Genomic DNA, 14,911 nt, shown 5'->3' with positions numbered 1-14,911 from the left:
GGTTACGTTGATTCCTATTTCAGTATCTTCTAAGTGAGCCGGTTGGTAACACCCACTATGGTCGAGCGCAGTCAGTCTTCCTTCAAGGAATAAGGGAGCGCTGATTTATGTCGCGAGCGAAGAAAGGCTGGCCGTCGCCGGAACGGAACTGCCGGAGTGTAGCCTGCTACATGAGGACAGTGAGTACCGCCGGCGGCCAGGATTTCGAGCGCAGCAATAAATCAGTGTTTCCTAAGCCTTGCCGGGGCCCTGCCAAACTCTCAACCGCCCCACCCATGACAGGCTATCGGCATGTTCACGCAGGGCTTGAGCCGCTTCGGCGAGTGTCTGCCCCTCGGGAAGCTCGCGCACGTAGACCGAGATATCGATCCGGTTGCCGAGATAGTGCAGATCCAAGGCCTCGCGAGACTGCCAGGCTGGTAGGTGCGACCATACCTCATCGAGCTTGCCTTCGACATCTTCGCGCAGCGGCATTCCGGGCAGTAGGCTGGGGTCGATCTTGCCTTCGTCGTTTTCCGGGTCGACGTGGAAGGTCACGTCGGTCAGGTTGGGGAAGCTGTCGCGCAGCCGGCGGCTGACCTCGTTGCCGATCTCATGGGCTTCCGACACCGTGACCCGCGGTGGTACCACGACATGCAGGTCGAGCAGCACGTGCCCGCCCACCGTGCGAGTGCGCAGGTCGTGCACGTTATACACGTCGGGTACTTCCTCGGCGACGTCGCGCATGCGTTGCTGCTCGTCCTTGGGGAGAGCGGTATCGACCAACTCTTGACTGGATTCCCATAGCAGCCCAGCGCCGACCTTGCCGACCATCAGCGCGACCAGTACGGCGGCGACAGCGTCCAGCCAGCCAGTGCCGAATTGCGCGCCGGTCAGGCCGATCAGCACGACGACCGTGGACAGGGCGTCTGAACGGGAATGCCAGGCATTGGCCTCCAACAACTTGGAGCTCACGCGCTTGGCCACGCGCATGGTGTAGCGGAAGATCCATTCCTTGGCGAGCAATGCCGCTGCCGCCAGGCCGATGGCCCAATAGCCGGGAGCGTTGATCGGTGTGAAGGTGTATAGCCGGGTCAGGCTGGCCCAGGCGATCCCCCCGGCGATGAAGATCAGAATGCTGCCCAGCCACAAGGTGGCAAGCGTTTCGATGCGCCCATGACCATAGGGGTGGTTGGTATCCGGTGCCTGGCGTCCGAAGTGGGTGGCGGCGAGGACAAAACCGTCGGTCACCAGATCCGAGAAGGAATGCACCCCGTCGGCAACCAGTGCCGCCGAGCCGACCACCGCACCAACGATGACCTTGGCCAACCCCAATACGCCATCCAGTGCCGCGCCGATCAGTGTGACGCGGTAGGCATCCCGGGTCTTGGCGCTCTCATCGAAATCGGCCTGGTGGGGGTGCGCCATGGGAGCAAGCTCCTGTTGAGATCGCTGCTTCGCAGCGGGAAGAAGGAAGGTTGAAGTAGGAAGAATAAAGAAAGAAGACCAGTGCTTCCTTACATCTTCCACCTTCTATCTTCCTTCTTACATCTTCCATCTTATCTCTAATTTAAAGCCTCCCCGCCCGGTTGAGCACGGGGTTGGCATATTGTGCCAGCCACCAGTCGCGCAAGTGGGTGGGAACCTCGGCCAGGCGGGCATTGAAGCGTTCGCGGTCGGCGTCGGTTACCTCGTCGAGCTCCAGCAGGTCGGGAGCCAGGCCACTGGCCTCCAGTGCAAGCTGATGGCTGGGGAACAGGCGATAGCCACCCAGCACCTGACGGTCGATTTCCTCGGCAGCGGCATCGGGGGTATCGAAGTCGCCGGGCAGCGGCTTGCCGAAAGTCAGCTTGATGCGTCCCTTGTCGCCGGTGATGCCGGCGACGATGGAGCGGATATCCTCGAACTCGACCTTCTGGTAGCGCCCTTCGGTATGCATGGCATAGAGCTCACGGGCTTTCTGCAGATCGCAAGGATCGTACTCGTAACTGATCGACACCGGCACCATGCGCAGTTCGCGAATGGCTTCGCCGAAATCAGCGTTCTTGTCGGCCTGGCGGTGCGCCATGGTCAGCATCTTGATGATAGCCGGGTCGGCACGATCGATGCCGTCCTTGGCGCGTCCTTCGCGTTGGGCCAGCCATACCGAGTGGTTGTCCACGGTGATCGAATGGCGAATATAGCTTGATAGCGCTTGATACGCCGCCAGCATGGCACGCTTGCCGCGGGCCGAACGCGGTACGATGAAGCTCTTGTTGAGCCGCATCAGGTCGGACACATAGGGCTTCTGCAGCAAGTTGTCGCCGATCGCGATACGCACGGTGTCGCGACCGGCCTGGTACAGGGCGTAATTGACGAAGGCCGGGTCGAGAGCGATGTCGCGGTGGTTGCCGATGAATAGGTAGGCGGTGCCGGGGTCCAGCTTGTCGAGCCCTTCCACCTCGAAGGCGTCGGTGGTGGTGCGAATCATGCGCTGCATGTACCCGGCAATGCGCATCTGGAACGCGCGCACCGAGTCCACGCCGCGCATCTCCCGGCGCAGGGCGAAGCTGGCGATACTGCGAGCCAGCTTGGGAACGAAGCGCGCTAGACGCGGCAGCTTGTACTGAGTCAGAGCGTCGAGCAACTCAGCGTTATCGGCCAGGCGTGCCAGTACCTCGGCCACCTCGTCGTCATGATAGGGACGGATATCGGCGAACGGGTCCGACGCTTGCGAATTGGCGTTTTTCGGTACGCTTGTCGAGTCTAGAGTCACGATAGAAAAGTCACGATATCGGTATCAGGGGGTCGGGGTGGCTGCTTGTGCCTCACCACCCAGCCACTCGATCAATTGTTCGATCACGGCCGACAAAGTTTGTGTCATCAGCGCGAAATCGGTTTCCAGACGCAACACGGCATCGTCGCCATCATCGGTCTGCGAGGCTTCATCCAGCAATGCATCGGCGAAGCGCAACGACTTCAGCGCCAAGTCGTCATGCAGCACCAACGATAGCTGACCCTCCAGCTCCATGGCGAGCTTGGTCGCCTGGCGACCGCCGGCCAGCACGGTCTGGATCTCATCGCTGTCGAGATCGACCTGGCGCGCGCGCAGTACACCATCGTCACCTTGGGCCTTGAGTTCCACCTGGTCGCCCAGCATCAGCATCGGGGGGCGGGTCGCCGTGTCGTTCAGCCACGTCGTCATGGCACGAATCGGTGTGGTTCGGGTGGCCAACGGCGTGACCTTGAGACTGCCTAGCGTCTGTCTCAGCAGATCGAGGATCTCCTCCGCTCGCTTGCGGCTCGAAGCATTCACGCCGATCAGGGCGCGGCGCGTATCCCACCATAGCTCGATGCGCTGGCTGCGTACGAACGCGCGTGGCAGGAATTCCTCGTAGACCTGCTCCTTGAGAGCCTGCTTTTCCTTACGTGGCAGGGGGCGCCCCTCGGCTACCTCGCGATCGGCGGCACGCGTTTCGACTTCCTCGCGTACCACGCCAGCCGGCAGTAAGCGCTCCTGGCGTAGCGCCGTCAGCAGGCGCTGGCCCTGGACCTCATGCACATGCCGATTGCCATGACGGCCCGCTGGAGCGCACCAACCCAGGCGACGAGCCTCGCTGCCGCCCAGCGGGCGATGAGCCTGGTCGCCAAGCGCCTCCTCCAACGCCTCGAGGGCGATATCGGGGGTCTCATGCAGGCGGTATAGATGCAAGTTTTTGAACCACATGGAAAAGAGGTGTCCTCGTCAAAAGGATGCACATTATGGCCAAAGGGAAAGGCTGGTGCCAGCGCTGCAAGGCAGGTGAGCGTCGAATCCCGGGGTGTCTCCTCCACGCCGCTGCCTTTGTGGCGCTCGCGGTGGTATAATCCCCGCCTATTGTAAGCCGCTATTCGACAAGCTTCTCGCAGCGCCAACTTGTCGCAGTACAAAGGATTTGACGACCCATGGGTGACATCGCCAGAGAGATTCTGCCAGTCAACATCGAGGACGAACTCAAGCAGTCGTACCTCGATTACGCGATGAGCGTGATCATCGGCCGGGCGTTGCCCGACGTGCGCGATGGCCTGAAGCCAGTGCATCGGCGCGTGCTCTTCGCCATGCACGAGCTCGGCAACGACTGGAACAAGCCCTACAAGAAGTCCGCCCGTGTGGTTGGTGACGTCATCGGTAAGTACCACCCGCATGGTGACAGCGCCGTCTACGACACCATCGTGCGCATGGCTCAGGACTTCTCGATGCGCCATGTGCTGGTCGATGGCCAAGGTAACTTCGGTTCCATCGATGGCGATAACGCCGCCGCCATGCGTTACACAGAGGTACGCATGGCCAAGCTCTCGCACGAGCTGCTGGCCGACCTCGACAAGGATACCGTCGATTGGGTCGACAACTACGACGGGACCGAGCGCATCCCCGACGTGTTGCCGACCAAGGTGCCCAACCTGTTGATCAACGGTTCCTCGGGCATTGCGGTAGGCATGGCGACCAACATTCCGCCGCACAACATGCGCGAAGTGGTCAATGCCTGTCTGGCGTTGATCGATGACTACACGCTTTCCGTCGACGACTTGATGGAATACATCCCTGGCCCTGATTTCCCCACCGGCGGCATCATCAACGGCAAGGCGGGCATCCTCGAGGCCTACCGTACCGGCCGCGGGCGTATCTACGTGCGGGCCCGCCATACCATCGAACACGACGACAAGACCGGTCGCGACCATATCATCGTCAACGAACTGCCTTACCAGGTGAACAAGGCCCGGCTGATCGAGAAGATCGCCGAACTGGTCAAGGACAAGAAGATCGACGGCATCGCCGAGCTGCGTGACGAGTCCGACAAGGACGGCCTGCGCGTAGTGATCGAGGTCAAGCGCGGCGAATCCGGCGAGGTGGTGGTCAACAACCTGTTTGCCCAGACACAGTTGCAGAACGTCTTCGGCATCAACATGGTGGCGCTCGACGACGGTCAACCGAAGACGCTGAACCTCAAGGAAATGCTCGAGGCGTTCATTCGCCATCGTCGTGAAGTGGTCACCCGGCGCACCCTCTACGAGTTGAAGAAGGCGCGCGAGCGCGGCCATCTCCTCGAAGGCCTGGCGGTGGCGATCTCCAACATCGATGAGGTCATCGAGCTGATCAAGGCCTCACCTTCCGCCGCCGAAGCCAAGGAAAAATTGCTCGCCAGAACCTGGCAGCCGGGGCAGGTCACCGGCATGCTCGAGCGTGCCGGCGCCACCTCGTGCAAACCCGAGGAGCTTGAGGAAGGCTACGGCCTCGACCAGGCCGGACGCGAATACCGACTGTCGCCGGCTCAGGCCCAGGCCATCCTCGAACTGCGCCTGCATCGCCTGACCGGTCTCGAGACCGAAAAACTGCTCGACGAGTATCTGGGCATCCTCGAGAAGATCGCCGAACTGACCGCGATCCTGGCCTCTGCCGACCGCCTGCTGGAGGTGATCCGCGAAGAGCTCGAGGCGATTCGCGACCAATTCGGCGACGAGCGCCGTACCGAGATCCAGATCAGTCACCTGGACCTGCGCATCGAGGACCTGATCGCCGAAGAGGACATGGTAGTAACCATTTCCCGCAGCGGTTACGCCAAGACCCAACCGCTCTCCGACTACCAGGCCCAACGGCGTGGCGGGCGCGGCAAGTCGGCCACCGCGATGAAGGACGAGGACGTCATCGAACACCTGCTGGTGGCCTCGACCCATGACACGGTGCTGCTGTTCTCCAATAAGGGCAAGGTCTACTGGCTCAAGGTCTATGAGATGCCCAACGCCAGCCGCGGCTCGCGTGGCAAGCCGCTGGTCAACCTGCTGCCGTTGGACGCAGGCGAGTCGATCAATGCCATCCTGCCGGTGCACGAATATCGCGAGGACAGTTACATCTTCTTCGCCACCGCCAAGGGCACTGTCAAGCGCACCACTCTTGACCAGTTCTCGCGGCCACGCAGCGTGGGCTTGATCGCCATCGACCTGGAAGAGGGCGACCGCCTGGTAGGGGCGTCCGTGACTTCCGGCAAAGACCACGTCATGCTGCTGTCGTCCAACGGCAAGGCAATTCGCTTCGAAGAATCCAATGTGCGCGCCATGGGGCGTACCGCGCGTGGTGTGCGTGGCATGAAACTGCTCGGCGATGCCGAAGTGATCAGCCTGATCATTCCGCAGTCGCAGCAGATCGATGCCGAAGCGGATGCCGAGGACGCCGCCGATGCCGAAAACGGCAACGGCAATAGTAATGGTAATGGCATGGGTGGTAATGGCGGGCAGATCTACATCCTCACCGCCTCGGAAAACGGCTACGGCAAGCGCAGTCGGCTCGAGGAGTTCCCGCTGCGTGGGCGTGGCGGCCAAGGCGTGATCGCCATGCAGACCAGTGAGCGCAACGGCGCCATGGTTGCCGCGATGCAGGTCTACGGCAACGACGAGATGATGCTGATCACTGACAAGGGCACCCTGGTGCGTACCCGCGTCGAAGAAGTCTCGGTCAGCTCGCGCAATACCCAGGGCGTGATGCTGATTCGCCTTGGCGAAGGCGAAAACCTGGTCAAGACAGTGCGTATTGACGAGCCAGATGACAGCGAGCCGGAAGAAGAGCCGGAAACCAACGAAGAAGTGTGAACCCCTACCGGGGCAACTAGGCCTCTGGGGTTGTGGGAGCTCAGCCGGCCTGGCGGCCGGATCGCGCAGAGAATCTGCGCTCCCACAAGGGCAGCGGCTGGTGATATTGCTGTGGTGGGAGTTCAGCCGGCCTGGCGGCCGGATCGCGCAGAGAATCTGCGTTCCCACAAGGGCTGCGGCTGGTGATATTGCTGTGGTGGGAGCGCAGCTCCGCTGCGCGATGAAGAAGGGGCCACCATGCTCGAATTTAAGCACGAATGCCCCTGTTGGAGCGGCTGCAGCCGCGATGGAACGAATCGGGAACACAACGCTGATGACACGTCACTATAACTTCTGCGCTGGCCCGGCGGCCCTGCCGACCAAGGTACTGGAACGCGCCCGGGAAGAAATGCTCGACTATCATGGGCGCGGCCTGTCCGTGATGGAGATGAGTCACCGTAGCCCGGAATACACCGCCATCGCCGAACAGGCAGAGCGAGACCTGCGCGAGCTGCTGGCGGTTCCGGATAACTACCGGGTGCTGTTCCTGCAGGGCGGTGCCTCCTTGCAGTTCGCCATGCTGCCCTACAACCTGCTGGGGGCCGGCGGTACGCCGAATTTTCTGTATACCGGGATCTGGAGCAAGAAAGCGGTCGCCGAGTCTCGCCATTTGTTCGGGGCGCATATCGCCGCGTCCAGCGAGGCCAACGGGTTGACCGAAGCGCCTCGGCAGGAGGAGATCCAACTCTCCAGCGATGCGGCTTACCTGCACTACACCGCCAACGAAACCATTGGCGGGCTCGAATTCGACTACATCCCCGAAGCGGCCGTGCCCGTGACCTGCGACATGTCATCGTCCATTCTCTCTGGGCCGTTGGATGTCTCCCGCTTCGGGGTGATCTATGCCGGCGCACAGAAGAACATCGGCCCGGCCGGCTTGGTGTTAGTCATCGTGCGCGACGACCTGCTCGACCAGGCCCGGCCGGATATCCCGACCATGTTCAACTACAAGCTCATGGCCGAGCAGGGCTCGATGGTCAACACCCCGGCGACCTATTCCTGGTATCTGGCCGGTCTGGTGTTCGACTGGCTGAAGAACGATATCGGCGGCCTTGAAGCCATGCGCGCCATCAACGAGCGTAAGGCGACCAAGCTATATGCCGCCATCGACGCCAGCGGTTTGTATTCCAACCCCATCGCGCCGCGCAACCGTTCACGCATGAATGTACCTTTCGTGCTCGCCGACGAGCGCCTGAACCAACCCTTCCTCGAGGAAGCCGACGCTGCTGGCCTGCTCAACCTCAAGGGCCACCGCAGTGTCGGCGGCATGCGCGCCAGCTTGTACAACGCCGTGCCCGAGGAAGGTGTCGACGCGCTGATCTCCTTCATGGCCGATTTCGAGAAACGAAGGGGATAAAATTGCATGGTGGCACAATGCTTTCTTGTAGGAGCGCCCGCGGGCGCGATGGCGAGGCCACCCAAGCCGGCCTGACGGCCGGATCGCCGCCACGGCGGCTCCTACAGGAAAATGGGGCGCCGCCAATGTGTAGGAGCGCCCGCGGGCGCGATGGCGAGGCCGCCCAAGCCGGCCTGACGGCCGGATCGCCGCCACGGCGGCTCCTACAGGAAAATGGGGCGCCGCCAATGTGTAGGAGCGCCCGCGGGCGCGATGGCGAGGCCACCCAAGCCGGCCTGACGGCCGGATCGCCGCCACGGCGGCTCCTACAGGAAAATGGGGCGCCGCCAATGTGTAGGAGCGCCCGTGGGCGCGATGGCAAGGCCGCCCAAGCCGGCCTGACGGCCGGATCGCCGCCACGGCGGCTCCTACAGGAAAATGGGGCGCCGCCAATGTGTAGGAGCGCCCGTGGGCGCGATGGCAAGGCCACCCAAGCGGGAAACAGGTATGGAGCCAATGCCGATACATCAAGAATCCGGGGTTGATTCGAGGAACCATCAATGACTGACATCCCCAGCAATCTCGACGAACTGCGCGAGCGCATCGACCGCTTGGACGCGGACATCCTGCGCCTGATCAGTGAGCGTGCCGAATGTGCCCAGCAGGTGGCGGAGATCAAGACGCAGGTCGATCCGGATGCCGTCTTCTACCGTCCCGAGCGCGAGGCCCAAGTGCTCAGGCGCATCATGGCGCTCAACAAGGGGCCTCTCGACAGCGAGGAGATGGCACGACTGTTTCGCGAGATCATGTCGGCCTGCCTGGCGCTGGAACGGCCGATCAAGGTGGCCTACCTCGGGCCCGAGGGCACCTTCACCCAGCAGGCCGCGCTCAAGCATTTCGGCGACAGCGCCGTCAGCCTACCGATGGCCGCCATCGACGAAGTGTTCCGCGAAGTGGAGGCCGGTGCCGCCAACTACGGCGTGGTGCCGGTGGAAAACTCTACTGAAGGGGTAGTCAATCACACCCTGGATTCATTCATGGACTCCTCCATGTGCATCTGCGGCGAAGTCGTGTTGCGCATTCATCATCACCTGCTGATCTCCAGCACCACGCGCAAGGAAAAGGTCTCGCGAATCTACTCGCACCCCCAGTCCTTCGCCCAGTGCCGCAAGTGGCTCGACTCCCACTACCCGCATGCCGAGCGGGTACCGGTTGCCTCCAACGCCGAGGCTGCCAAGCTGGTCAAGACTGAATGGCACAGCGCCGCCATCGCCGGCGACATGGCGGCCAAGCTGTATGACCTTGAGAAGATCGCCGAGAAGATCGAGGATCGCCCGGACAACTCGACTCGCTTCCTGATCATCGGCAACCAGCAAGTGCCGATGTCCGGCGAGGACAAGACCTCCATCGTGGTAGCGATGCGTAACCAGCCGGGTGCGCTGCACGACCTGCTCGAACCGTTCCACCGCCACCAGATCGATCTCACGCGCCTGGAAACGCGCCCATCGCGTACTGGAGTGTGGAACTACGTGTTCTTCATCGACTTCAAAGGCCATTGTGAAGACCCGGTGGTCGAAGCGGTACTCGAGGAAGTTCGGCTGCGCTCTGCGGAGCTCAAGGTTCTGGGATCCTATCCCGTGGGTGTGCTCTGATCATGCAACAGGCGGTTGTCGACGAATCCCGCATCCTGATCGTTGGCCTTGGCCTGATTGGCGGCTCGCTGGCGGCGGCGCTCAAGCGTTCCGGCTTCAAGGGCGAGATCGTGGCCTGCGACCGCGATCTCGACGAGATCGCCCGCGGCATCGCGATGGGTGTCATCGACAGCGGAGATACCCAGCTTTCCTCCCTGGTCAGCGGCAGTACCATGATCGTGCTCGCGGTACCAGTGCTGGCCATGGACAGCGTGATGCACGAGTTGGCCGCCCGTATCGACGATGCTGGCGTTCGTGTCGTGATCACCGATGTCGGCAGCACCAAGGCAGCGATACGCGACAGCGCCCGCAGAGCCTTCGGGCGGCTGCCGGCCAATGTCGTTCTCGGCCACCCCATCGCCGGCTCCGAGAAGAGCGGGGTGGCGGCCGCCAATCCGGATCTCTATCGCCAGCACAAGGTGATTCTCACGCCCCAGGCTGATACCGACCCCCTGGCGTTGGCCCGGGTTCGTGCCCTGTGGCTAGCTTGTGGTGCCGAGGTGCTGGAAATGGACGTCGAGCGCCATGACCAGGTGCTGGCGCGTACCAGTCACTTGCCACATCTGCTGGCCTTCTCTCTGGTGGATACCTTGGCACGCCAGGACGAACGCCTGGAGATCTTCCGTTACGCCGCCGGTGGCTTTCGCGATTTCACACGTATCGCCGGCAGCGACCCGGTGATGTGGCGTGACATCTTTCTTGCCAACCGCGATGCCGTACTCACTGCACTGAACGACTTCGAGGCCGGCGTGGCTCGATTGCGCCAGGCGGTGGAAACCGGCGACGGCGATAGCATGCTGGCCACTTTCGACCGCGCCAGCCATGCACGCCACTATTTCGATACGCTCTTGAACCAGACCAGTTATCAGGCGGGTTATCAGAACATGGAACACAACAACCTTCGTTACCGGGTTGCCCCCGGTGGTAGCGTCTCCGGTCAGATCCGGGTTCCTGGCGACAAGTCGGTCTCGCATCGTTCGATCATGCTCGGTGCGCTGGCCGAAGGCATCACCGAGGTCAAGGGATTTCTCGAGGGCGAGGATAGTCTGGCCACACTGCAAGCCTTCCGCGAAATGGGCGTGGCCATCGAAGGGCCGCACCAAGGGCGGGTGACCATCCATGGCGTCGGCATGCACGGTTTGAAGAAACCGGCTGGTCCCCTTTACGTGGGCAACGCCGGTACCGCCATGCGTCTATTCGCCGGGTTGCTGGCCGGCCAGGCCTTCGATACCGAGTTGACTGGCGATGCCTCGCTGACCAAGCGCCCCATGGGTCGGGTGGCCGATCCGTTGCGTCAGATGGGAGCAGTGATCGACACCGCCGAAGGCGGCCGCCCACCACTCAGGATCAAGGGTGGTCAGACGCTAAAGGGCATCACTTACGACATGCCGATGGCCAGCGCCCAAGTGAAATCCTGCCTGCTGCTCGCGGGCATGTACGCCGAGGGCGAGACCCGGGTGCGCGAGCCAGCACCGACCCGCGACCATACCGAACGCATGCTCAACGGCTTCGGCTACCCGGTAGAGCGTCAGGGCGACACCGCTTGGCTGCAAGGCGGCGGCAAGCTTATTGCTGGGCCGATCGATGTGCCCTCGGACATCTCCTCGTCAGCCTTCTTCCTGGTTGCGGCGGCCATCACCCCGGGGTCGGATCTGACCCTGGAACATGTCGGCATCAACCCCACACGAATCGGGGTAATCAATATCTTGCAGGCGATGGGCGCTGATCTCACACTATCCAATGAACATGAAGTGGGGGGCGAACCTGTCGCCGACATTCGTGTGCGCTATGCTCCGTTAACAGGGATCGAGATTCCTCGGGATCAGGTGCCACTGGCCATCGACGAATTCCCGGCGCTGTTCGTCGCCGCCGCCAATGCCCGTGGCGTGACCCGCTTGCGCGGTGCCGAGGAGTTGCGCGTCAAGGAGTCGGACCGCCTCCAGGCCATGGCCGACGGCCTGGCGGTATTGGGCGTCGAGAATCGTCTTTACGATGATGGCATCGACATCGTGGGCTGTCTTGACGACCAGAAGGACGGCGAAAGCCCCAGCTATGGTGGCGGGCGAATCGACAGCCTGGGTGATCACCGCATCGCCATGGCGTTTACCGTAGCTGGACTGCGGGCGCGCGACGAGATCGTCATCGACGACTGCGCCAATGTGGCGACGTCCTTTCCGGGCTTCATCGAACTGGCGCGTAGTGTCGGCCTGGGAGTCGACGAGGATCGGAGGGATGACGCATGACAGAGCAAGCAGCGGCGCCGGTGCTGGCCATCGATGGCCCCGGCGGTGCCGGCAAGGGCACCATCAGCCGCCTGGTCGCCGAGCGCCTGGGCTGGCATCTGCTGGATTCCGGCGCCCTATACCGGCTGACGGCGCTGGCGGCGGCTCGCCACAACATCAAGCTCGACAACGAAGATGCCCTGGAGCCGCTGGCGGCCAACCTCGATGTGGTCTTCGTTCCTGGTGACGAGGGGAGTCGGGTGTTTCTCGAAAGCGAGGACGTCAGCGACGTCATCCGCACCGAGCAAGCCGGCGATCGTGCTTCCGTGGTGGCGGCCTTGCCGCGGGTGCGCCGGGCGCTGTTACGGCGCCAGCGCGATTTTCAAAAACCGCCGGGGTTGGTTGCCGACGGTCGTGACATGGGGACTATCGTGTTTCCCGATGCCGAACTCAAGATATTCCTCACCGCAAGCGCCGAGGAACGCGCCAAGCGACGTTACCTCCAGTTGCGAGAAGCCGGCGAAGATGCTAGTCTGTCGAGTCTTTTAAAGGAAATACAGGCGCGCGATGCGCGCGATATGCAGCGCAGTGTGGCCCCTCTCGTACCGGCGGAAGACGCCATCGAGTTGGACACCACGCACCTGACGATACCGGAAGTGGTGGATCGGGTGACGACCTTCCTCGCCGAGCGAGGTTTGGTCTCCGACGCCTGACAATCCCTTGCGGAGCCCCCGGCCAGACGTCATGACGTGGCCAGGCGAGACGTTCCTTGGAAGCCGAGAGCCTGACCAGGTCGAACCAGCGCCAACGTCCCCGGGGATTAGTGGAGTAGGCCCGCACTCGCTGGTGGTGCGGAGAAGGCGGCGAGCCGCTATCAACGTTGATCACGTAGGAACATCATGAGCGAAAGCTTTGCTGAGTTGTTTGAACAGTCTCTCCAGGACATCAATATGGAACCGGGCGCCATCGTCATGGCGACCGTCGTCGACATCGAGGGTGACTGGATCATCGTCAATGCCGGCCTGAAGTCCGAGGGCCAGATTCCCGCTGCCCAATTCCGCGACGACAATGGCGAACTGACTATTGCCGTGGGTGACGAAGTCAAGGTCGCCCTGGAAGCCGTCGAGGACGGTTTCGGTGAGACACGTCTGTCTCGCGAAAAGGCCAAGCGTGCCGAAGCCTGGAAAGAGCTGGAAGCTGCTTTTGAGAAGGAAGAGATCGTCAAGGGCGTGATCAACGGCAAGGTCAAGGGCGGCTTCACCGTCGACGTGGCCTCCATCCGTGCCTTCCTCCCCGGTTCCCTGGTGGACGTGCGCCCGGTGCGCGATACCGCACACCTCGAAAACAAGGAACTGGACTTCAAGGTCATCAAGCTCGATCCCAAGCGCAACAATGTGGTCGTTTCACGTCGCGCCGTGCTCGAGGCCGAGAACAGCGCCGAGCGTGAAGCCCTGCTGGCCACCCTGCAGGAAGGGCAGCAGATCAAGGGTATCGTCAAGAACCTCACCGACTACGGTGCCTTCGTGGACCTGGGTGGCGTCGACGGCCTGCTGCACATCACCGACATGGCCTGGAAGCGTATCAAGCATCCGTCCGAGATCGTGGCCGTGGGCGACGAGATCAATGTCAAGGTGCTCAAGTTCGACCGTGAGCGCAACCGTGTTTCCCTGGGTCTCAAGCAACTGGGTGAAGATCCCTGGGTCAACATCAAGGATCGCTATCCGGAAGGCACCAAGGTCATCGCCCACGTCACCAACCTCACCGACTACGGTTGTTTCGCCGAGCTGGAAGAGGGGGTCGAGGGTCTGGTCCACGTCTCCGAAATGGACTGGACCAACAAGAACATCCACCCGTCCAAGGTCGTGCAGGTCGGCGACGAAGTGGAAGTCATGGTGCTGGACATCGACGAGGAGCGTCGTCGTATCTCCCTGGGTATCAAGCAGTGCACCACCAACCCGTGGGAAGACTTCAGCGCGCGCTACAACAAGGGCGACCGCGTTTCCGGCAGCATCAAGTCGATCACCGACTTCGGTATCTTCATCGGCCTGGAAGGCGGTATCGACGGCCTGGTGCACCTGTCCGACATCTCCTGGACCGATACTGGCGAAGAAGCCGTTCGCCAGTACAAGAAGGGTGACGAAGTCGAAGCCGTCATTCTTTCCATCGACCCGGAGCGTGAGCGTATCTCGCTGGGCATCAAGCAGCTCGATACCGACCCGGTAGCCGAGTTCCTGGCCGTCAACGACAAGGGCTCGATAGTGACCGGCCGTGTCGTCGACATCGACGCCAAGGAAGCCCATGTCGAGCTGGCGACCGATGTCGTCGCCGTGCTCAAAGCCTCCGAAATCAGCGCCGACCGTGTCGAAGACGCCCGCAATGTGCTCAACATTGGCGACAGCGTCGAGGCCCGCATCATCGGGGTGGATCGCAAGAACCGCGCTATCAGCCTGTCGATCAAGGCCAAGGATCAGGACGACACTCGCCAGAGCATGAAGAAACTGCGCGAGCAGGAAGTCGATTCCGGTGGCCCGACCACCATCGGCGACCTGATCAAGCAGCAGATGGGTCAGGACTGATCGTCGCCTGACGCGACAAGGTCCCGGAACCAGAAACGCCGCTCCCAAGGGAGCGGCGTTTTTTGTTGCAAAAGCGGCCGTGGTCGCGATGAAGCAGGTGTCACGAAGCTCGAACTGAGGCACGAATGCTCCTGTAGGAGCCGCCGTGGCGGCGATCCGGCCGTCAGGCCGGCTTGGGTGGCCTTGCCATCGCGCCCACGGGCGCGCCTACACATTGGCAGTGCCCATTTTCCTGTAGGAGCCGCCGTGGCAGCGATCCGGCCGTCAGGCCGGCTTGGGTGGGTCCTCCATCGCGCCCACGGGCGCGCCTACACATTGGCGGTGCCCCGTTTTCCGGTAGGAGCCGCCGTGGCGGCGATCCGGCCGTCAGGCCGGCTTGGGTGGCCTTGCCATCGCGCCCACGGGCGCGCCTACACATTGGGCAGTGCCCCGTTTCCGGTAAAAGCCGCCGTGGCGGCGATCCGGCCG

Annotated in this window: 9 protein-coding genes; 6 read left to right on the top strand and 3 right to left on the bottom strand. The window is 62.3% G+C overall.

Annotation, left to right across the window (positions count from 1 at the left end; all coding sequences use genetic code 11):
* Positions 1-231: 231 nt before the first annotated feature.
* The 3 genes from IE093_RS08630 to IE093_RS08620 all read right to left on the bottom strand — a co-directional run bounded on the left by IE093_RS08630 (position 232) and on the right by IE093_RS08620 (position 3,685).
* On the bottom strand, positions 232-1,407 hold the full coding sequence (locus tag IE093_RS08630) for a cation diffusion facilitator family transporter (RefSeq protein WP_189468198.1): 1,176 nt from the start codon (positions 1,405-1,407) through the stop codon (positions 232-234).
* A gap of 142 nt (positions 1,408-1,549) precedes the next feature.
* Positions 1,550-2,734, bottom strand: a complete 1,185-nt coding sequence (locus IE093_RS08625) for a 1-acyl-sn-glycerol-3-phosphate acyltransferase (protein WP_189468196.1) — start codon at positions 2,732-2,734, stop codon at positions 1,550-1,552.
* Between the two features lie 24 nt (positions 2,735-2,758).
* Positions 2,759-3,685, bottom strand: a complete 927-nt coding sequence (locus tag IE093_RS08620; protein WP_189468194.1) for a recombination-associated protein RdgC — start codon at positions 3,683-3,685, stop codon at positions 2,759-2,761.
* Positions 3,686-3,903: 218 nt separating this feature from the next.
* Between IE093_RS08620 and gyrA the strand changes: the two genes are divergently transcribed.
* The 6 genes from gyrA (at position 3,904) to rpsA (ending at position 14,443) form a co-directional block, all read left to right on the top strand.
* Positions 3,904-6,579 carry a DNA gyrase subunit A gene (gyrA, locus tag IE093_RS08615; RefSeq protein WP_189468192.1) on the top strand — a complete coding sequence of 892 codons (2,676 nt, stop codon included), beginning with the start codon at positions 3,904-3,906 and terminating at the stop codon, positions 6,577-6,579.
* Positions 6,580-6,892: 313 nt separating this feature from the next.
* Entirely contained in the window at positions 6,893-7,975 is a 1,083-nt protein-coding gene (gene serC, locus IE093_RS08610) for a 3-phosphoserine/phosphohydroxythreonine transaminase (RefSeq protein ID WP_189468190.1), read from the top strand.
* A gap of 539 nt (positions 7,976-8,514) precedes the next feature.
* Positions 8,515-9,606, top strand: coding sequence for a prephenate dehydratase (gene pheA / locus IE093_RS08605; protein ID WP_189468189.1), 1,092 nt, complete (start codon positions 8,515-8,517; stop codon positions 9,604-9,606).
* Positions 9,607-9,608: 2 nt separating this feature from the next.
* Complete coding sequence (locus IE093_RS08600) at positions 9,609-11,888, top strand: bifunctional prephenate dehydrogenase/3-phosphoshikimate 1-carboxyvinyltransferase (RefSeq protein ID WP_189468187.1); 2,280 nt, start codon at positions 9,609-9,611, stop codon at positions 11,886-11,888.
* Positions 11,885-12,580 (top strand): (d)CMP kinase, encoded by a 696-nt coding sequence (gene cmk / locus IE093_RS08595; protein ID WP_189468185.1) that lies wholly within the window; start codon positions 11,885-11,887, stop codon positions 12,578-12,580. The genes IE093_RS08600 and cmk overlap by 4 nt, the downstream gene beginning before the upstream one ends.
* A 186-nt stretch (positions 12,581-12,766) precedes the next feature.
* The gene (rpsA, locus tag IE093_RS08590) at positions 12,767-14,443 is read left to right on the top strand and encodes a 30S ribosomal protein S1 (protein ID WP_189468183.1); all 1,677 of its coding nucleotides are present in this window, start codon (positions 12,767-12,769) and stop codon (positions 14,441-14,443) included.
* The last annotated feature ends 468 nt before the right edge of the window (positions 14,444-14,911 follow it).

The sequence above is a fragment of the Litchfieldella qijiaojingensis genome (assembly GCF_014651875.1).
In the GTDB taxonomy this organism is placed as follows: Bacteria; Pseudomonadota; Gammaproteobacteria; order Pseudomonadales; family Halomonadaceae; genus Litchfieldella; species Litchfieldella qijiaojingensis.
Note: the sequence above shows the minus strand (reverse complement) of the source record. Positions and strands in the feature narration are given on the sequence as shown.